Raw genomic sequence first — 16,971 nt, 5'->3', positions numbered from 1 at the left:
GGGTCATATGTGTGTGACTGATGGTCAGGTCGTGTGCCGAGCGCTGTTCCGGTACTCCTCGATCTCGTCGAGCCGGTCCAGCAGCTCGTCCTCGCGCCGGTCGAACTCCTCGGCATCGATGAGGCCGTTGTTCAGGTCCTGCTCCAGCTGGGCGAGCCGACCACGCACCGGTTCGGGGTTGTAGTACTCCTCCTCGGCGGCGTGGACGACCTGGTCCAGAACCCAGGCCGTTCCCCGTACGGGAGCCAACGGCAGGGTCAGGATGCTGCTGATGAGACCCATGGCGGCAGTTCACCTCCGCTCCCGGGAGCCGGCGGGCCCCGGCGGTCAGACGAAGCTGTACGGCGGCAGCGGACCGGTCAGGGTGAACGAGTACGCGTCGCCCCGCTGCTCCGCCTCGCGCTGGACCGCTGCCACGAAGGCGTCGGTCTCCGACCGGGGTACGAGGAAGGACAGGTTGAGGAACTGCTGGGGGCCCGGCTCCGCGTGCGAGGCCCGGGTGGCGGTCTGCGCCAGCCGGCCGGCCACGTCCTCGGCCTCCCTCCGGTGGCGGGCGTCCACCTCGCGGGCCACCAGCTCTCCCAGGGCTACCCGGTCGTCGTGGCTGCCCTGCGCACGCGTGCGCTCATTGAGCTGCCGTATCCCCTCGTCCTCGGTCATGATCTCCCGCAGGAGATCTTCCTCGTCCCGGCCGGCCTTGAGGTTGTACTCCACCCGGCCGTCCAGTTCCGCCAGCCGTCCCTCGTACGCGTCGGCCTCGCGGTCCAGGGCCGCGATGACCTCGTCGTCGCCCGGTCCCATCAGACCGAAGCGCATCGGCAGGGTCGCTCCACCCGCCATCAGGGCTTCGAGCACGGTCTGATGGGCCATCACATCGCGGCGTTTGGCGCGAAGTCCGGGAGGCGCATCACTGACCACGGCGGCCAGTCGGTCGGTTCGCAGGGTGCGCAGGGCCGAGGGAGGATCGCCGACGCCGTACAGGGCGTTCAGCGGCAACGGGTGGTCGGCACGGGTGATGGCGTAGATGTAGGTGGGCACCGTTACCCCTCGCTTCGCTGAGTCTGACGGCTGGACGTGGACTTGCGGGCCGGGCGCTTACGAGGCTCCTCCTCGGGCTCGTCGCGCTTGCCCGTCAACGACTCGCTGAAAGCCTCGACGGCCCCGGTCAGGGCGCCCTTCGACTTGCCCTTGGCGCCGTTCTCCGTCATGTCGCCGACCAGGTCGGTGAGCTGACTCGGCGCCTTGCGGCCGGATTCCAGATCGAGACGGTTGCACGCCTCGGCAAACCGCAGGTAGGTGTCGACACTGGCCACCACCACCCGGACATCGATTTTCAGGATTTCGATGCCCACCAGGGAGACGCGGACGAATGCGTCGATGACCAGGCCTCGGTCGAGTATGAGCTCGAGAACGTCGTACAGATTTCCCGAGCCCCCACTCCCACCGGACGTCGCATTGCTCTGCTGAACGAGTGTCATGGGGAACTCCTTTCGGTGATCTTCGTCTCGAATGACGGTGCGATCTCAGCGACGGTCGATCTGGCCCCTCGCGTAGCGGCGCAGCCGCTCGTAGGACATGAGCCGTCCCTGCGCGTCGAGTTGGACTCGGTAGGACGCCATCACGCTCATGGTGTCCGGGACTCGTTCCAGCTCGACCACTTCCACGTCCGCCGACCAGCCTTCATCGTTCGCCTTTACTGCGGAAACAACTCCTGGCTCGCACCGGAGCATTTCCGTCAGCTGCGCCGAGGCTTGTCGCATGGCGGTGGGAGCGTCGACGCGCTTTTCGTCGTTCTCCTTATCGGTATCCCTTTCGGTACCCATCCTCCACCTGTCGCCGGGGAAGTCCGCTCACTGATCGGCCCTCCGTTGTTCGGGGCTTCCGCTCGCCTGCCCCTGCAATCCGGACGTATGCACGAACTGATGAATGGATGGCGTCGACGGTTTCCTGAGGGGCCCGCCCCTACGGCGTCGACGCAGGAAGGCGAGGTCCCGGCCCGTCGAGGGGGTCCGGGGCGCTCCGCGGGGTACGCGAAGCGGGTACGTCGACCGCGAAGGAGTCAGCCATGGAAATCTCAGGACTCGTCAGCGCTCTGATCATCGGTACGGCGGTCGGGCTGCTGGGACGCCTCTCCCTGCCCGGCCATCAGCACATCGGCGTGCTGTGGACGCTCGTTGTCGGCACCGCCGCCGCTCTCCTCGGCTCGCTGCTGGCGTCCGTCCTCGGGGTGGGCGACACCCGAGGCATCGACTGGATCGAGTGCCTCATCCAGATCGCTCTGGCCGGCCTGGGTGTCGCCGCGCTCGACCGGGCCCTGGCCGGTACCGAACGCCGGCCGTGAAGGCGCTGCTCCGCCTCCGGCCGACCCTGTGGACCCGGCCCCTCAGTCCTCTCGCAATTCGCTGGAGGGGCCCGTCTCGCCCATGGACCGGCGGTCCTCGTCCGACCACGCACGGGTGTCCCGCGGCTCGACGTAGGGCTCCTCGAACGGGGGGTGTCCGCCGAGGATGGCGCGTTCACGGGCCATTTCGGCGTCGAACTCCAGGCCCAGCAGGATCGCCAGATTGGTGATCCACAGCCAGACCAGGAAGACGATGACGCCGGCCAGTGCACCGTACGTCTTGTTGTACGAGCCGAAGTTGGCGACATAGAACGCGAAGCCCGCCGACGCCACGACCCAGATGACCAGGGCGAGCAGGCTGCCCAGGGAGCCGAAGGTGAAGCCTCGCCCCTTGGCGTTCGGGGCCGCCCAGTACAGGATCGCCAGCATGAGGGCCACACAGATCACGAGGGCGGGCCACTTGGCGATCGACCACACGGTGAGCGCGGTGTCGCCGATGCCCACCACCGCGCCGAGCTGACGGGCGATCCCTCCGGTCAGCACCACCATGAGGGCGCTGGCACAGGCCAGGATCATGAGTACCAGAGTGAGCCCGACACGGACGGGCAGGACCTTCCACAGCGGCCGGCCCTCGGGCAGATCGTAGACGGAGTTCGCCGTGCGCATGAAGGCCGCCACGTAGCCCGAAGCCACCCACAGCGCGCCCAACAGGCCGACGACCGCCAGGACCGAGCCGGTGCCGCCACTGCCCTCGAGCTGGGTGATCGCGCTCGTCATGACGTCCTTGGCAGCACCCGGGGTCAGCTTCTCGACGTTGTCCAGCACCTTCTGCGTGGTCGATTCACCCGAGAGACCCAGGAGTGAGACCACCACCAGAAGTGCCGGGAAGAGCGACAGGATGCCGTAGTACGTGAGCCCCGCCGCCCGGTCGGTCAGCTCGTCCTGTCTGAATTCCTTCGCTGTCCGTTTGAGGACCGCCCACCACGACTTCCTGCCCATCTCGGTCGGCGCGTCCGGTGCGTCGCGCTCGACCTGGGCGTCCGGCCCCGCCGTCCCGGGCCGAGCGCCCTCCTCCTGTTCCGTTCGCACGTGACCCGTCGGAACGGTCCCGCGCGGAGACCTCTGCTCGCTGCGCTGTTCGTTCGTCATGTCCGACGACTCCCCCCGGACCGCGCCGTTATGCCGCCTGCCGGGTCGCGCGTCGTGCGGTCGGTCTCCGGGCCACGCCTGCGGGACCTGGAAGCTCAGCCGGACAGTATGGAGTCGTCCTCGGTCCGCGCCCCCGGCAACTGGTAACGAGCGGCGATCAGCGCCGCATCGACGTCCTGCGTCCCCGTGGACAGGCACAACGAGTAGGCCAGATCGTCCATACGCTGACGCGCCTCCGCGCCGCCGGCCTCGCCATGCAGCACCTGCAGCGCCTCGTACTCCCTGACCAGTCCCCACAGCACCACGGGATGTGCCAGCAGCATGACGGTTCTCCTCGCCTCACGGAACACGCTTCTCCGTGCACCGGCTGCCCGGCAATCAGCCCGGCATGTCATCCGTCGAGCTCGAGCATGTCGGTGGTGGCGCGTCGGGGCCCCGGTCCATGACCGTGATCCGTCCGGTTCCGGTGGGGCAGCAGGGACGGGCGGCGTCGTCCGGAACGGACGGACACGAGCTTGGTGCCCCGTGTGATCGCCGAACCCGTCCGCCCGGGCCGACGGCATGTGCGGCCTCCCCGGCTCCTTGATCAGCAGTCGGAGAGCCCGCCCCATGCGGACGCGAGGCGCCCGCTGACCCGATCGGCCGTCAGCTCTTCTTCAGCTCCTCGGCGAGCATCACCAGGATGCCGCTGGGACCGCGGACGTACGTGAGCTTGTAGACGTCGCCGTAGGTCGCCACACCGCGGAGCGGACGGCATCCGTGCCGAGCGGCCACCTCGAGGGCTTCATCGATGTCGTCGACCGAGAAGGCGACGCGATGCATGCCGATCTCATTGGGTCGAGTGGGCTCCGACTCGATCGCTTCGGGGTGGATGTACTCGAAGAGCTCGAGGCGACCGTTCCCGTCCGGGGTCTGGAGCATCGCGATTCTGGCGTGATTGCCGTCGAGTCCGACGGCCGTGTCGGTCCACTCGCCACTGACCGTGTCGCGGCCGAGGACCGTGAGACCGAGGTCGGTGAAGAAGGCGATCGCTGCTTCGAGATCTCGAACGGCGATGCCGACGTTCTCAAGTCTGATGGCCATGCGTCGCATGCTACCGAGCCGGGCCGATCGGATACGGCAGTCAAGGACGCAGCCGTGTCACAGGACGCGCTCGCGCTCGCGAGACCATTCCGCGACGGCCACGGCGCGGACACGCGGGCACCTCACCGCACCGCGCGCGGTCGACAACACGCGGGCGCCTCACCGCGCCTGCGGTCGACAACAGGCACGCTTTCCCTACAGTGAGATCATGGCCCCGTGGGAAAGGCGCTCCCCGGGCAGCCGTTCCCGAGGATGCCGTCGCCCCGGCCCGCAGCGACCTCGCCGACGCCGCGGAGCTCGTACCGGAGCGCAGGACGCTGGGCGCCCGTCGCCCCGGCCGAGGCGGCCGAGTTCCGGCCGCCTCCCCGCCGGGGGCCCACTTCGACTCGCACCCGTAGGAGCCTCGTGACTGTCCGGAAGCCGGTTCTGAGCGGCCGCACGGCCGTGGTGACGGGAGCCGCACGCGGCCTCGGAAAGGCCCTCGCCCAGGAGTTGGCGGCCCGGGGCGTCCGAGTGGCACTGCTCGGCCTGGAGGAGGAAGCTCTCGCCCGGACGGTCGGCGAACTCCCTACGGCATCCCACCACTGGCACGTGGACACCACCGACGAGGCCGGGATGTCCCGCGTCGCGGACGAGGTCGGCCGCCGTCTGGGGCCCGTCTCGATCGTCGTCGCCAACGCAGGAGTGGCCGAGGCGGGGCCGTTCATCGGCTCGGACGCGGATACATGGCGACGCGTGATCGAGGTCAACCTCGTGGGCAGCGCGGTCACCGCTCGCTCATTCCTGCCACACCTGCTCGAGACCCGCGGCCACTATCTGCAGATCGCCTCGCTGGCGGCCATCGGTGCCGTGCCGATGATGAGCGCGTACTGCGCTTCCAAAGCGGGCGCGGAATCCTTTTCCCAGTCCCTGCGCGCAGAACTCCTCCCGCGCGGAGTCAGCGTGGGAATCGCCTATTTGAACTGGATCGACACCGACATGATCCGCGACGCCGACCGGTACCCCGTGATGCGGGAGCTGCGGGCGCAGCTGCCTCCACCCGTCCGTGGGAGCCGCCCCGCGGAGTACGTGGCCCGGCGTGTGGTCACCGCCGTGGAGCGAAGGGCACCTTCCGTGTACGTCCCGGCGTGGCTCCGGGGTGCCCAGGTCGTGCGCGCCGGCCTGCCTGGCCTCGTCGCCCGCACGGCGCGCCGAGGGCTGACGCGCTCACAGTTCACAGCTACGGGAATGCTGGGGGCCGGCGGACGCGCCGCGGAGACGAAGGGCCCGTCGCAATCCTGACGCGTCTGCGGGGCCCTGTCGTCCACTCCGGGCCGGGCCACCGAGGTCGCCGTGGTCCTGTCCGTTTCCGGACACGGCCGCCCCACGGCTCGGCCCGCCGTCGAGGTTCGAAGCGCTCCGATCGACCGGCCTGACGGAGAACCTGGTACGCCCGGACCTTCGGGGCGGATTCGCCTCACATGTCCCGGCCCGCGCGAACGGCCCACGGCAGGCTGGGCGCATGCAGTCGGAACGCGTTCCTGCCGCGCAGCGCGGCGCGGGCGGCGTTGGCACCCGGGGCTCCATGGACGCCGCCGCCGGGGTGCGCGGAGGCCGAGGCGAGGTAGAGGCCCTTCACCGGCGTCTCGGGTCGCCCGGTGCCCGGGGTCGGGCGGAACACGAGTTGTTGGTGGGCGGCCGCGGTGCCGCCGTTGATCGCGCCGCCGGGCAGGTTGGCGTCCATGGACTCGATGGTGGGCGGTGCGAGAAGACGGCGGGAGACGATGCGGGAGCGGAAGCCCGGCGCCCAGCGCTCGACTTCGCTCTCCATGCGGTCGGCCATGGCCTCCTGCTCGCGCCGGTCCCATCGTCCCGTCAGACTGTCCGCGCCCGCGTCCCCCTTGATGCGGTGCGGGACGTGGGTATAGGCCCACGCGGACTCCGTACCGGCCGGTGAGCGCGTGGCGTCCGCGGTGGTCATCTGCCCGAAGAGGAGGAAGGGCCGGTCGGGCACCTGGCCCGTCGCGATCTGCGCGGCGAACCGGGTGAGACCGTCGACCCCCTCGGCCAGGTGAACCGTCCCCGCCGTGGACGCCTCCCCGGCGGTCCAGGGCACCGGCCCGCTCAGGGCCCAGTCGACCTTGAATGTCGCGAAGTCCCACTGGAACCGCCGCAGGTCGCTCAGCAGCCGGCCGGGGAGGTGCTGGGCGTCGACCAGTTCGCCGTAGAGCGCCGGAGCCGACACGTCGGCGAGCACGGCACGGGAGGCGGGTACGGCCTCACCCCCTGCGGTGCGTACGCCGACGGCGCGTCCACCGCGTACGACGATCTCGCGCACGCGCTCTCCGCAGCGGACGACGCCGCCGTGCCGTTCCAGCCGGCGCACCAGGGCCGCCGTGAGCGCCCCGGCTCCCCCTACCGGCACCGGAAAGCCGTAGGTCTGCGCGAGCATGGACATGAGCCATCCGTAGCCTCCGCTGCCGGCTGCTTCCGGGCCGAGATCCGCGTGCAGCGCGTTGCCGGCGAGCAGGAGCCCGGCCGCCTCGCCGCGGAACTCCTCCTCCCCCAACCGGCGCACAGGGAGCACCATCGTCCGTGCCAGCCGAAGACCGCCGGACGCCCGGAGCCTGGCGGCGAGCCGGACGGCGGAGCGTACCGGCGGAAAGGGCGTGAAGAGAGCGTTCAGGATGTCGGGGCCCAGGCGGTCCCACGTGCCGCACAGATCAAGCCAGGCGGCCCCGTCGCCCGCTGCGAACGTGTCCAGCCCCGCCGCTGTCTCCTGCGCCCCTCGTTCCAGGACGGCGCACCGGCCGTCGGGCAGCGGATGGGCCAGCACCCGCGGGGCGCGACTCCAGGTGAGCCCGTCCTTCTGGAGCTCCAGCCCGCCGAGAACCGGCGAGGCGGCTGCCAGCGGGTAGAAGGCGCTGAAGAGGTCGCTCACGTAGTCCGGATGGACGCCGCGGTCGCTGCGGACCGCACCACCCGGCTCCGGCTGCGCCTCCAGTACCTCCACGCTCCATCCCGCGGCGGCGAGAAGGTTCGCTGCGACGAGGCCGTTGGGCCCCGCGCCGATCACGACAGCGTCCGGCATCCGTACCTCCACGTGTCCTCGCCGTTCCGGGTCCACCCGGTCCGCCGTCGTCCTGTGCGCGCCGCGCCACTGCCGTGGTCCGCGGTCAGGCCTTCCGGTGCACGCTCTTCGGGGCGTTCTCGACGGTGTCCGCCAATCGGGCGAGCACGCTGCGGTGGCGCAGCTGGATCAGCGCGTCCGCCGCTGTGTTGTGGAGCTTCCCGGCCGGTCCGCGCAGAGGATGTTCATCGATGGTCACCAGGGCGTCCTCGCCCCACGGCCGGATCTCCAGGGCGATGCGGGCAGTGCCGAGCCAGCCGCTGTCGGCCTCCAGCTCCAGCATGTGCGGGGCCTCACAGCGGCGGACGATGGTGTTCCCCGTCGCGGTCCACCGTCCCAGGCGGACCTTGTACGTGATGGTGGAGCCCACCTGCGGCCACGCTCCCTCGTCGGGCTGCGACTCCGACGTTCCCACCACCCAGTCGCCGTATCGACTGCCGTCCGCGAGGACCGCCCAGACATCTTCTACGCTGCTCCTGATCAGTCGGTGTCGTACGGCCATCGGTCCTCCAGATCTCGGTGGGCGGCTCCGGGCCCCCGTACCCGGCCCGTGCCGGCGTACTCACTCTCGCAAGCATTCGGGGGAGCCGCTGTCCGGTGGTCACCCGGTCGGGTATCGCACCGCGTGTATGCGCCCTCGTCCCGCCCCGGCATCAAAAGCGCCGATGCGGCTGCCGCGCCCCCCTCGCACGCATGGGGGTCGGCGAACAGCCCAGAAGGTTCGCTGATGCGGGCCAATCCCCGCCGGGAGGGAAGGCATGCCCTCCCGTACCGGGTAGGGGGCGTCCCGGGTGGCCGGCCGCGCCACCCGGGACGTCGACACCGAGGAGGACCTGGTGGACGGGATCGTGCTGCTCAAGGAAGACCACAAGACAGTGGAGAAGCTGTTCAGGCAGTTCGAGAAGGCAGGTGACAACGCCCACGCCGAGAAGCGCAGGATCGCCGACCGGGTGATCGACGAGCTCACCACTCACACCTGGATCGAGGAGAAGATCTTCTATCCGGCCGCCAGGGAGGCCGCCCCCGACACCAAGGACCATGTCCTGGAGAGCGTGGAGGAGCACCACGTCGTGCTGTGGATGCTCTCCGAGCTCAAGGGGCTCGATCCGACCGATGAGCGGTTCGAAGCCAAGATGAGTGTCCTCATGGAGAACGTGCGCCACCACGTCGAGGAAGAGGAGAAGGAGTGGTTCCCCGACGTTCGCAAGGCCATGGGACGTAACCGCCTCACCGAACTCGGCGAACAGATGGAGAAGGCGAAGAAGAAGGCTCCGGATGAGCCGCTCGGCGTCCCCAGCGCCAAGCAGTAGACGGAGTCCCGCGGTCCGGCCCCGTGACCCACCGCAACGCCCGCCCTTCGAGCCAGGGCTCCTCGCACCGGAGAGCCGACGCCGATCCGGAGACGGGAGGCCATGGCTCGACTCCCAGCCCTACGAGGATGCGCCCCTCTGCAGTGCGCCACTTTTGCACGCATGTGCACTGCTCATGGCGCATATCCTCACTCCGCAGGGCAACGAGACGGAAGGACGGCGAGGGTCTTCGTGGGCGGGGCCGCCCTGGTGGGGAGTGAATGGTTTGGCACGGGACGTACGTTGGCAGGCTGCCGGCCGGTGGGCGGGACGGGAGTGGGCTGCGGTCCGACGGTCCCTCCACAACGCGCTCGAAGAGTCCGGGCCCGAACGGGACACCCTCGTCCAGTCCCTCAAAGCGGCAGCGGCGGCGATCGTCGCCTGGGCACTGACCGGATGGTGGCTCCAGGCCCCCATGGCGTTCCTGGCGCCCTGGACGGCGGTCGCCCTGGTCAGTGGCACCGTCTACCAGTCGCTGCGGACCGGCACCCAGCAGTGCGCGGTCATCGCCCTCGGCACCGTGTGGGCCTCCGTCGCCATGACGATCACGCACGACCGGACCATGGCCGCCATGCTGCTCACTCTGCCGTTCATGACGCTGCTCGGCAATTACCGCCGGTTCGGGAGCCAGGGCATCCTCGGCGCGAGCACGGCTCTCTTCGTGATCACCTCCGGCATGTCCAGCACTTCCACCGTCGGTCACCGCCTGCTGGAGACACTGATCGGCGCCGTCGTCGGCATCACGGTCAACGCTCTCGTCCTGCCACCGGTCCATCTGCGCAGCGTCCGCGTCCGGCTGCACCAGCTCGCGCGGGAATCGGCGGACCTCCTCGACACCATGGCGCAGGGCCTGCGCGAGGACGACGCACTGGAGAGGGCAGAGACGTGGCACACCGAGGCGTCCCGTCTCGCACTGTCCCTCCAGGGCGTGGCCGATGCCAGGTACTGGGCCACGGAAGGCGAGCGCTGGAACCCGGGCGGGCGGCTGCGGCGGACGGGTCCCCCGCCACCGCCCTACGCGGAGGACGTCCGGTGGGGCCGGGTCTGCACCCGCATCCTCGCCGTCGCACGCACCCTGAACGGCATCGGCGACGACGACAGGAGCCTTCCCCCGCCGCACCCGCGCTTCCTCGTCGAGCTGTCCGCAGTACTGGAGCAGGCCGCACGCGTCTGCGCCGAGGAGGACGAGACGCCGGCCCCTTCGCCGCCTACCGAGCGCCGCAGCAAGGCGTTCGACAGGGCGTGGTCCGCGCACCGCACCCTCACCGACAGCTTCCGGCAGCAGGAGGGGACAGCAGCAGCCGTCGGTGGCGAGCTTCTGTTGGAGACGAGGCAACTGCTGCTGGAACTGGCTCCCCCTGCATGAGGGGAAACGGCCCCGGTTCCGCGTCCGGGCCGAAGGTCCCGGAAGCCGTGCAGCGGCAGACGCCCGAAAGGCGTGCTGCCCCGCGGGATCTCGGCCTGTGTCCGATGCACGGCCCTCCGGTGAGGTGTACGGATTCACCGAAGCTCCGACGCGGGCCGGCAGCACGACCAGGTACAGTGCGCGCCGGCAGTCCGGACACCTGAGGAGGGGAAGCGTGACCGACACCAGCGAAACCCGATCCGCGGACGGTGCGGATCATGCGGCCCAGCAGGATCGACTGCGCCGCCTGATGCGCTACCTCCCCATGATCGCCCCTGTCCTGCTGTGGGCCGTTCCCTGCTGGGTGCTGCTGCACGCCGGTCAGCACTGGCCCCTCGCCGTGGCGCTGGGCGGCACCGCCCTGTTCGTCCTCGGTCTGGTCGTCATGCCACTCGCGATGGTGCGCGGTCACGGCCGCCGGCAGCAGGACGGGGCGGCGATCGTCGGAGACACCCTCCTCGGGGTCGGCTGGGTGTTGTTCACCTGGTCCGTCCTGCTCGGCATCGTGCTGCGCCTCGCGCTGACCGTGGCCGACGTGGGCGACGGCCGGGACCGGGCCCGTATCGTCAGTTGGGCGGTCCTCGGCGTAGCCGCCGTACTGCTCGCCTGGGGGTACGCCGAGGCCCGCCGGGTACCACGCGTGCGACGGCTCGACGTACAACTCCCGCGTCTGGGAGCCGGACTGGACGGCACCCGGGTCGCCCTCATCACCGACACGCACTACGGGCCCCTCGACCGCGTCCGCTGGTCGGAGAAGGTCTGCGAGACGGTCAACAGCCTGGAGGCCGACCTGGTCTGCCACACCGGTGACATCGCGGACGGTACGGCCGAACGCCGCCGCGCCCAGGCCGCTCCGCTCGGCACCGTGCGAGCCACCCGGGCCCGGGTCTACGTCACCGGAAACCACGAGTACTACAGCGAGGCCCAGGGCTGGGTCGACCTGATGGGCGAGCTGGGGTGGGAGCCGCTGCGCAACCGTCATCTGCTGCTCGAACGCGGTGGCGACACCCTTGTGGTCGCCGGTGTGGATGACGTCACCGCCGAGTCGTCCGGTCTGGCCGGCCACGGTGCGCACCTCGCCGGAGCCCTCGATGGCGCCGACCCCGACCTGCCCGTCCTGCTCCTGGCCCATCAGCCCAAATTCGTCGACCGGGCCGCAGAGGGAGGCGTCGACCTCCAGCTCTCGGGCCACACCCATGGTGGCCAGATCTGGCCCTTCCACCACCTCGTCCGCCTCGACCAGCCCGCCCTCGCCGGCCTCAGCAGTCACGGCGCGCGCACGCTCCTCTACACCAGCCGCGGCACCGGCTTCTGGGGCCCGCCGTTCCGCGTCTTCGCCCCCAGCGAGATCACCCTGCTCGTACTGCGCTCCCCGCAGCGCCCTCCCGCACAGCCCCTGTGAGGCGAGGTCCGGGCTGCGACCGTGCGCCCGGGCGGCAGTCCTCCCGGGGCGCACACAGCGTGGGGCGTCGGCCTGCCGGTCGGCGACGCATGCCAGGTCCGGACATCGCCCGGCGGGATCACCGGGCCTCGACGCCCCTCGCCGACAGCGGCGCCCAGGTGTAGCGGACGCGGACTCCCTGGTCGCCGAGCCATGCTGCCTCGCGATGCCGGAGTTCGCGCGCGGACTCCGGGGCGATGGCACTGGGCCAGCGGACGAGTACCGCGGTGACGTGGCCCGTCTGCGCCAGCTGCCTCACCCGCCGCCAGCCCCTGCGCTGAGCCGGGTCGGGCTCACCGTAGGTGTCGGTGACGACCTCGGCGATCGTCAGTCCGCACTCGCGGGCGAACGCCTGGCCTTCCCTCCGCGCGCGCTGAGTGGCTTCCCCGGGCGCGCCGCGGGCCCGGTCGGCGCAGACGTACAACACGACGGGCGACGTGGTTTCACCGTGGGGGGTCATGGGCGCCTTCTGTAGGGGGATCGAGGAGGGGGCCTCGCCGCGCGAAGGGGACGCGGCGAGGAACGTGCAGTCGCTGCTGGGACAGGCACCGTGCCGGGTGTGGGGTTCGGCGTCGTGCGCGGTGTCGCGTTCGGTGTCGTGCGATGCCGTCGGCATCAGGAGTGGGCCGTCAACTCGGCCCAGACCACCTTGCCTTCGCCCCGCGTCGAGCGTGCCGAGCCCCAGCTGTCCGCGAGTTGCTGGACGAGGAGCAGTCCTCGCCCGCCCTCCTCGTCCGGGCCGGCGTGGTGCTCGGGGCGGCGGACCGGAGTGCTGCCCTCGTCGTGGAGCTCGATGCGCAGGCGCCGCTCGTCGCCGGCCAGCGTGAGGCCGCACAGGACATGACCGCTGCCGGTGTGCAGGACGGCATTGGTGGTCAGCTCGGAGACCAGCAGTACCGCGTCGCAGCAGGTGTCGCCGGGCAGCTTCCAGTCACGGAGCCGGGAGCGCACGGTGTCACGGGCGGCCCTCGCACTGGTGCGCAGGGCGGGCAGGCCGAACCAGTACTCCCGACGCGGCACGGTCCCGGCTAAGGCGGGGCGCGGGGCCGGGGCTGAGGGCGTGGACAGAGTCACGGATGTCGCCTTCCAGCGCCTACCGGGGGGCCGGGCGCGGTGAGGGGATGCGGGGTGCCGCTCGAGCGGTGAGAGGCGCAGGCCGGGGAGAGCGCCCGGCGGTGGGGTGCCGACGACGCCATCGGCACGACCCGCCCCCTGCGGGCCGGATCCTGCGCGAGAACTGTGACTTGACCGCTCACACAACCACTATGCGCGTGATCGGACTCACGCTGCAACCGACTCCCTGATAATTTCAGCCGCACACGTATCACCCTGGCCTCAATATCAAGTCAATGTCAGAATGGCGCTGTTGATGGACCCTCAGGAGGTTGGGCGTGAGTGAAGCCCGCACCGGCACCAGCGCGCCGACAGTCCTGCGCATGATCCTCGGCCGTCGGCTGCAGGAGATGCGGATCGGCGCCGGCGCCTCGCTGGAGGACGCGGCCAAGGCGCTGCGTGTCACACCCCTGACGATCCGACGGCTGGAGAAGGCCGAGGTCGCGCTGAAGCCCCTCTATGTCGAGAAGCTCCTCCAGACCTTCGGCGCGGACCGTCAGGAGGTCGACGAGTTCGTCGACCTGGCCGAGCAGGCAAACGAGCCCGGCTGGTGGCATTCCTACCGTGACGCCGTCCCCGGCTGGTTCACCGCCTACGTCAGCCTGGAGTCCGGCGCCAAGACCATCCGCACCTATGAACCCCAGTACGTCACCGGCCTCCTGCAGACCCCCGGTTACGCGCGCGCGGTGCTGCGCGGCGGCCTGCCCAACGGCAGCGAGGAGGAGCTCGCACGCCGGGTGGAGCTGCGGCTGCGCCGCCAGAGTCTGTTGGAGCAGGAGGACGCCCCCACGTTGTGGGTGGTCATGGAGGAAGCCGTCCTGCACCGGACGGTGGGGAGCCCGCAGGTGATGCGGGAACAGCTCGAACGGCTCCTGGACATCTCCGAGCTCGCGCACGTCAGCCTCGACATCGTGCCCTTCACGGCGGGTGCGCACATGGGAGCGTGCGCCCCCTTCACGTACTTCCGGTTCGAGGAGCGCGAGTTGCCGGACATCGTCTACAGCGAACTCCTGTCCGCCGCGGTCTACTTCGACCAGCGGGCGGACGTCGTCTCCCACCTCGAGGCGCACTCACGTATGGCGCTGCAGACGTCGTCCGAGGACAGCAGGGCGCTCTTGAACCGCATGCGCAAGGAGTACTCATGACGATCACCGACGGGACCATCTACAACGGCATGCCGGCCGGCGAACTCGGGGAGCAGGGCTGGGAGCGCCCCTGGAGCGGGCCGAACGGCGGTCAGTGCGTCGAGACGAAACAGCTCAACGACGGCCGCGTGGCCGTCCGGCAGTCGACCGACCCGGCCGGTCCGGCGCTGATCTACACGCCGGAGGAGATCGCCGCCTTCGTCCGCGGGGTCAAGGAGGGGCTGGCCGATCACCTGGCCGCCGGGTGAGACGGCGACGCACACAAGCACGAGGACACCGGTCCCGTATCCGGCTTCCGGGCCTACAGGCATACAGACGAAGGGCAGAACATGACCACCAGGCAGGCGGGCCGGGATCTCGACACGAGCAGGCCGCATTCGGCCCGGATGTACGACTACTTGCTCGGCGGCAAGGACCACTTCGAGATCGACAAGGAAGCGGCCCTGGTCGCCGCCGAGGCACACCCGGGGATCTACCTGACCGCCCGCGAGAACCGGGCGTTCATGCAGCGGGCCACCCGGGTGCTGGCACAGGAGCACGGCATCCGCCAGTGGCTCGACATCGGCACGGGCATCCCTACCGAGCCCAACCTGCACCAGATCGCCCAGTCCGTGGTGCCCGAGGCCCGCGTCGTGTACGCCGACAACGACCCCCTCGTCCTCAAGTACGCCGAACGCCTCATGCGCAGTACGACGCAGGGGCGTACGGCCTACATCGAGGCGAACGCCACAGACCCGGATGCGCTCATGAGCGCCGTGGAGGACGCGGGGATCCTGGACTTCGACCAGCCCATCGCCCTCTCCCTCAACGCGCTGATGCACTTCATCACCGACCCGCACGACCCGTACAGCATCGTCCGCCGGCTGCTCGACCCGCTGCCGGTGGGCAGCGCGCTCGCCATGAACCACTGCACGCCCGATTTCGACCCCGCCACCTGGAACCAGGTCGCGGAGGTCTACACCAACTCCGGGACGCCGGTGAAGTTCCGTTCGCACAGCGACGTCAGCCGCTTCTTCGACGGGCTGGACCTGATCGCGCCCGGCATCTGCTGCTGCCATCGCTGGCGGGCGGAACCCGCCTCGGGCGAGCCGGAGATCGAGGACGCCCAGATCAGCCTGCTGGCAGGTGTAGGCATCAAACGCTGAGGGCTGTCCCGCACGTCCTGGTGGATCAGCGCGCGGCGTCAGATGCGGCATCGAAAGGCGGAGAGGCGCCCGCATACTGGCCGTATTCGGGCGTTTCGACAACGGAGGGGGTCCCCCGTGCCGCAGGCTACGGGGAGAGGTGCCGTGGCTGTCGTCGTGCGTCCGCCAGGAATTGCGGGACAGCCCTTGGCCGTAAGGGCCCCGACTCCGCAGAGTCGGGGCCCTTACGGCCTGCGTATGCGCCGGATCGGAAAGGATCAGCGCAGTCCGGCGAAGAGGTCGTTCTCCGGCAGGGCCGCACCGGTGGCGTCCTTGACCCGCACGAAGGTCTCCACGCCCATCAACTCGCCGAACCTCTCCTTGCCCATCTTGAGGAAGAAGATGTTCTCGCCCTGACTGGCGTGCGCGGCCAGCGCATCGAACTTCTGACCGCTGAAGGCGGTGGTGTCCACCCACGTGGTGATCTCGTCGTCGGGAAGGCCGATCTCGGCCAGCGCGGCGGCCTCGGCAGGGTCCGGCTCCGGCATGTCCTCCTGGAACTCGCGCATGGTCTCCCCGAAGCGCTGCATCATCGAGCGGGGCATCGTCGTCCAGTACACCTTCGGTGTCAGCCCGGTCAGCTCCAGCGCCGCCGTCGTGATGCGGTTGGCCTGGATGTGGTCGGGGTGCCCGTAGAAGCCGTTCTCGTCGTAGGTGACGACGACGTCGGGCCGGTACTGCCGCATGAGATCGGCCAGCCGGGCAGCGCCTTCCTCGACCGGGGTCTGCCAGAAGGAGCCGGGGGCGTCGTTGCTCGGCCAGCCCATCATCCCGGAGTCGGCATAGTCCAGCATCTCCAGCTCGCTGATCTTCAGGACGTCACAGCTCGCCTCGAGTTCTTTACGGCGCATCTCCGCGACGGCCGCCGGATCATGCCCGGGATCGCCTGGCTTGACACCCCCCGGCCCGTCACCGCAACCGCCGTCGGTACAGGTCACGAGGACGGTGCGGATTCCTTCCGCCGCGTAGCGCGCGAGAACCCCTCCGGTTCCGGTGGCCTCGTCGTCGGGGTGGGCGTGCACTGCCATCAGGGTCAACGGCCGGTCGGTCATGGAAGAGTCCTCCTGCATAAACGCGTCTCGGTACGAGTGCGCGGCGAGCCTGTGCGGCGCCGGCCCCTCGGTCGGTGCAACCGTGCGGGCCGGTCCGGCTGTTCCCTGCTCGGCGAATGGCTTGCGGACGTACGCCGGTACGGCTGGAACCTCGACCGAGCACTCGTGGCCGAGCGGGCGGCTCCGCCGCCGCCGTGAGGCCGTGCGCCCCGTCGGGTGGAAACGTCACGGCGGCGCGGTGCCGTGCACCTCATGCGCCGGCCTGCCGGGGAACTGATCGGTTCTGTGTACACGCGACACCCACCCATAAGCCCGTTATGTACTGCATTGCACTATATTTTGTTCGATGGATGAGCCGGGCAATGGAGTTCACCGTGGTTCCTGAACGGGGTGGGGATGCCGCACGACGAGCAGGCGAGGGCGCAACGGCGGCCGGCGCGTGAGCCCCGGTATCCACCTGCGCCTCCGTCCGCGACATCCCCGCCGTCCCGACCGTCGCATCGCCCCGCTCCTGCCGTCACATGTGCTCCGGGGTCGAGTTCGACAAGCGCGGGCGGTCAGCGACGAAGCCGTCCCGGCTCTGCGCCGACAGCTCCACGG

At 70.1% G+C, this 16,971-nt stretch carries 20 protein-coding genes; 8 read left to right on the top strand and 12 right to left on the bottom strand.

Annotation, left to right across the window (positions count from 1 at the left end):
* Positions 1-24 precede the first annotated feature (24 nt).
* Genes ABZ434_RS08635 through ABZ434_RS08620 form a run of 4 tightly spaced genes read right to left on the bottom strand, consistent with a single transcriptional unit; the run spans position 25 to position 1,823 of the window.
* Positions 25-282, bottom strand: a complete 258-nt coding sequence (locus tag ABZ434_RS08635; protein ID WP_359133144.1) for a gas vesicle protein GvpG — start codon at positions 280-282, stop codon at positions 25-27.
* A gap of 45 nt (positions 283-327) precedes the next feature.
* A complete protein-coding gene (locus tag ABZ434_RS08630; RefSeq protein ID WP_359133142.1) occupies positions 328-1,038 on the bottom strand; it encodes a GvpL/GvpF family gas vesicle protein in 711 nt (236 codons plus the stop codon).
* Positions 1,039-1,040: 2 nt separating this feature from the next.
* Positions 1,041-1,478, bottom strand: a complete 438-nt coding sequence (locus tag ABZ434_RS08625; RefSeq protein ID WP_359133140.1) for a gas vesicle structural protein GvpA — start codon at positions 1,476-1,478, stop codon at positions 1,041-1,043.
* 45 nt (positions 1,479-1,523) lie between these two features.
* Positions 1,524-1,823 carry a gas vesicle protein gene (locus ABZ434_RS08620; RefSeq protein WP_359133138.1) on the bottom strand — a complete coding sequence of 100 codons (300 nt, stop codon included), beginning with the start codon at positions 1,821-1,823 and terminating at the stop codon, positions 1,524-1,526.
* 242 nt (positions 1,824-2,065) lie between these two features.
* Here ABZ434_RS08620 and ABZ434_RS08615 point away from each other — a divergent pair, with 242 nt between their 5' ends.
* On the top strand, positions 2,066-2,341 hold the full coding sequence (locus ABZ434_RS08615; RefSeq protein ID WP_359133136.1) for a GlsB/YeaQ/YmgE family stress response membrane protein: 276 nt from the start codon (positions 2,066-2,068) through the stop codon (positions 2,339-2,341).
* A gap of 42 nt (positions 2,342-2,383) precedes the next feature.
* Here ABZ434_RS08615 and ABZ434_RS08610 read toward each other — a convergent pair whose 3' ends face one another.
* From ABZ434_RS08610 to ABZ434_RS08600, 3 genes are all read right to left on the bottom strand, one after another.
* Positions 2,384-3,490 carry a YihY/virulence factor BrkB family protein gene (locus ABZ434_RS08610; RefSeq protein ID WP_359133134.1) on the bottom strand — a complete coding sequence of 369 codons (1,107 nt, stop codon included), beginning with the start codon at positions 3,488-3,490 and terminating at the stop codon, positions 2,384-2,386.
* A gap of 95 nt (positions 3,491-3,585) precedes the next feature.
* Positions 3,586-3,813: a DUF5133 domain-containing protein gene (locus tag ABZ434_RS08605; RefSeq protein WP_359133132.1), complete on the bottom strand. Its 228-nt coding sequence runs from the start codon at positions 3,811-3,813 to the stop codon at positions 3,586-3,588.
* 322 nt (positions 3,814-4,135) lie between these two features.
* Positions 4,136-4,573 carry a VOC family protein gene (locus tag ABZ434_RS08600; RefSeq protein WP_359133130.1) on the bottom strand — a complete coding sequence of 146 codons (438 nt, stop codon included), beginning with the start codon at positions 4,571-4,573 and terminating at the stop codon, positions 4,136-4,138.
* A 405-nt stretch (positions 4,574-4,978) separates the two neighbouring features.
* Between ABZ434_RS08600 and ABZ434_RS08595 the strand changes: the two genes are divergently transcribed.
* Positions 4,979-5,854: an SDR family oxidoreductase gene (locus ABZ434_RS08595; protein WP_359133128.1), complete on the top strand. Its 876-nt coding sequence runs from the start codon at positions 4,979-4,981 to the stop codon at positions 5,852-5,854.
* Between the two features lie 175 nt (positions 5,855-6,029).
* On the opposite strand, the gene ABZ434_RS08590 is transcribed toward ABZ434_RS08595, so the two are convergent.
* Together ABZ434_RS08590 and ABZ434_RS08585 are read right to left on the bottom strand one after the other, a co-directional pair.
* Positions 6,030-7,643, bottom strand: a complete 1,614-nt coding sequence (locus ABZ434_RS08590) for an NAD(P)/FAD-dependent oxidoreductase (protein WP_359133127.1) — start codon at positions 7,641-7,643, stop codon at positions 6,030-6,032.
* An 85-nt stretch (positions 7,644-7,728) separates the two neighbouring features.
* Positions 7,729-8,184 (bottom strand): SRPBCC family protein, encoded by a 456-nt coding sequence (locus tag ABZ434_RS08585; protein ID WP_359133126.1) that lies wholly within the window; start codon positions 8,182-8,184, stop codon positions 7,729-7,731.
* A gap of 334 nt (positions 8,185-8,518) precedes the next feature.
* On the opposite strand from ABZ434_RS08585, the gene ABZ434_RS08580 reads away from it, so the two are divergent.
* The 3 genes from ABZ434_RS08580 to ABZ434_RS08570 all read left to right on the top strand — a co-directional run bounded on the left by ABZ434_RS08580 (position 8,519) and on the right by ABZ434_RS08570 (position 11,838).
* Positions 8,519-8,992: a hemerythrin domain-containing protein gene (locus tag ABZ434_RS08580; RefSeq protein WP_359133272.1), complete on the top strand. Its 474-nt coding sequence runs from the start codon at positions 8,519-8,521 to the stop codon at positions 8,990-8,992.
* A gap of 265 nt (positions 8,993-9,257) precedes the next feature.
* Positions 9,258-10,397 carry an FUSC family protein gene (locus ABZ434_RS08575; RefSeq protein WP_359133125.1) on the top strand — a complete coding sequence of 380 codons (1,140 nt, stop codon included), beginning with the start codon at positions 9,258-9,260 and terminating at the stop codon, positions 10,395-10,397.
* Positions 10,398-10,611: 214 nt separating this feature from the next.
* The gene (locus tag ABZ434_RS08570) at positions 10,612-11,838 is read left to right on the top strand and encodes a metallophosphoesterase (protein WP_359133124.1); all 1,227 of its coding nucleotides are present in this window, start codon (positions 10,612-10,614) and stop codon (positions 11,836-11,838) included.
* A gap of 118 nt (positions 11,839-11,956) precedes the next feature.
* On the opposite strand, the gene ABZ434_RS08565 is transcribed toward ABZ434_RS08570, so the two are convergent.
* Together ABZ434_RS08565 and ABZ434_RS08560 are read right to left on the bottom strand one after the other, a co-directional pair.
* Positions 11,957-12,337 carry a hypothetical protein gene (locus tag ABZ434_RS08565; protein ID WP_359133123.1) on the bottom strand — a complete coding sequence of 127 codons (381 nt, stop codon included), beginning with the start codon at positions 12,335-12,337 and terminating at the stop codon, positions 11,957-11,959.
* Between the two features lie 155 nt (positions 12,338-12,492).
* The gene (locus ABZ434_RS08560; protein WP_359133122.1) at positions 12,493-12,897 is read right to left on the bottom strand and encodes an ATP-binding protein; all 405 of its coding nucleotides are present in this window, start codon (positions 12,895-12,897) and stop codon (positions 12,493-12,495) included.
* Positions 12,898-13,268: 371 nt separating this feature from the next.
* Between ABZ434_RS08560 and ABZ434_RS08555 the strand changes: the two genes are divergently transcribed.
* The 3 genes from ABZ434_RS08555 to ABZ434_RS08545 all read left to right on the top strand — a co-directional run bounded on the left by ABZ434_RS08555 (position 13,269) and on the right by ABZ434_RS08545 (position 15,280).
* Positions 13,269-14,135: a helix-turn-helix transcriptional regulator gene (locus tag ABZ434_RS08555; protein ID WP_359133121.1), complete on the top strand. Its 867-nt coding sequence runs from the start codon at positions 13,269-13,271 to the stop codon at positions 14,133-14,135.
* Positions 14,132-14,383 carry a DUF397 domain-containing protein gene (locus ABZ434_RS08550; RefSeq protein ID WP_359133119.1) on the top strand — a complete coding sequence of 84 codons (252 nt, stop codon included), beginning with the start codon at positions 14,132-14,134 and terminating at the stop codon, positions 14,381-14,383. The genes ABZ434_RS08555 and ABZ434_RS08550 overlap by 4 nt, the downstream gene beginning before the upstream one ends.
* An 81-nt stretch (positions 14,384-14,464) precedes the next feature.
* The gene (locus tag ABZ434_RS08545; RefSeq protein ID WP_359133117.1) at positions 14,465-15,280 is read left to right on the top strand and encodes an SAM-dependent methyltransferase; all 816 of its coding nucleotides are present in this window, start codon (positions 14,465-14,467) and stop codon (positions 15,278-15,280) included.
* A gap of 257 nt (positions 15,281-15,537) precedes the next feature.
* Here ABZ434_RS08545 and ABZ434_RS08540 read toward each other — a convergent pair whose 3' ends face one another.
* Positions 15,538-16,371: a PIG-L family deacetylase gene (locus tag ABZ434_RS08540; protein ID WP_359133116.1), complete on the bottom strand. Its 834-nt coding sequence runs from the start codon at positions 16,369-16,371 to the stop codon at positions 15,538-15,540.
* Between the last annotated feature and the right edge of the window lie 600 nt (positions 16,372-16,971).

This window comes from Streptomyces sp. NPDC005761 (genome assembly GCF_040630635.1).
In the GTDB taxonomy this organism is placed as follows: domain Bacteria; phylum Actinomycetota; class Actinomycetes; order Streptomycetales; family Streptomycetaceae; genus Streptomyces.
This window is presented reverse-complemented; position numbering and strand designations above follow the sequence as displayed.

Coding starts and splice junctions, on each gene's coding strand:
- ABZ434_RS08635 (WP_359133144.1), bottom strand. CDS start 282: ATGGGTCTCATCAGCAGCATCCTGACCCTGCCGTTGGCTCCCGTACGG.
- ABZ434_RS08625 (WP_359133140.1), bottom strand. CDS start 1,478: ATGACACTCGTTCAGCAGAGCAATGCGACGTCCGGTGGGAGTGGGGGC.
- ABZ434_RS08620 (WP_359133138.1), bottom strand. CDS start 1,823: ATGGGTACCGAAAGGGATACCGATAAGGAGAACGACGAAAAGCGCGTC.
- ABZ434_RS08615 (WP_359133136.1), top strand. CDS start 2,066: ATGGAAATCTCAGGACTCGTCAGCGCTCTGATCATCGGTACGGCGGTC.
- ABZ434_RS08610 (WP_359133134.1), bottom strand. CDS start 3,490: ATGACGAACGAACAGCGCAGCGAGCAGAGGTCTCCGCGCGGGACCGTT.
- ABZ434_RS08605 (WP_359133132.1), bottom strand. CDS start 3,813: ATGCTGCTGGCACATCCCGTGGTGCTGTGGGGACTGGTCAGGGAGTAC.
- ABZ434_RS08600 (WP_359133130.1), bottom strand. CDS start 4,573: ATGGCCATCAGACTTGAGAACGTCGGCATCGCCGTTCGAGATCTCGAA.
- ABZ434_RS08590 (WP_359133127.1), bottom strand. CDS start 7,643: ATGCCGGACGCTGTCGTGATCGGCGCGGGGCCCAACGGCCTCGTCGCA.
- ABZ434_RS08585 (WP_359133126.1), bottom strand. CDS start 8,184: ATGGCCGTACGACACCGACTGATCAGGAGCAGCGTAGAAGATGTCTGG.
- ABZ434_RS08565 (WP_359133123.1), bottom strand. CDS start 12,337: ATGACCCCCCACGGTGAAACCACGTCGCCCGTCGTGTTGTACGTCTGC.
- ABZ434_RS08550 (WP_359133119.1), top strand. CDS start 14,132: ATGACGATCACCGACGGGACCATCTACAACGGCATGCCGGCCGGCGAA.
- ABZ434_RS08545 (WP_359133117.1), top strand. CDS start 14,465: ATGACCACCAGGCAGGCGGGCCGGGATCTCGACACGAGCAGGCCGCAT.
- ABZ434_RS08540 (WP_359133116.1), bottom strand. CDS start 16,371: ATGACCGACCGGCCGTTGACCCTGATGGCAGTGCACGCCCACCCCGAC.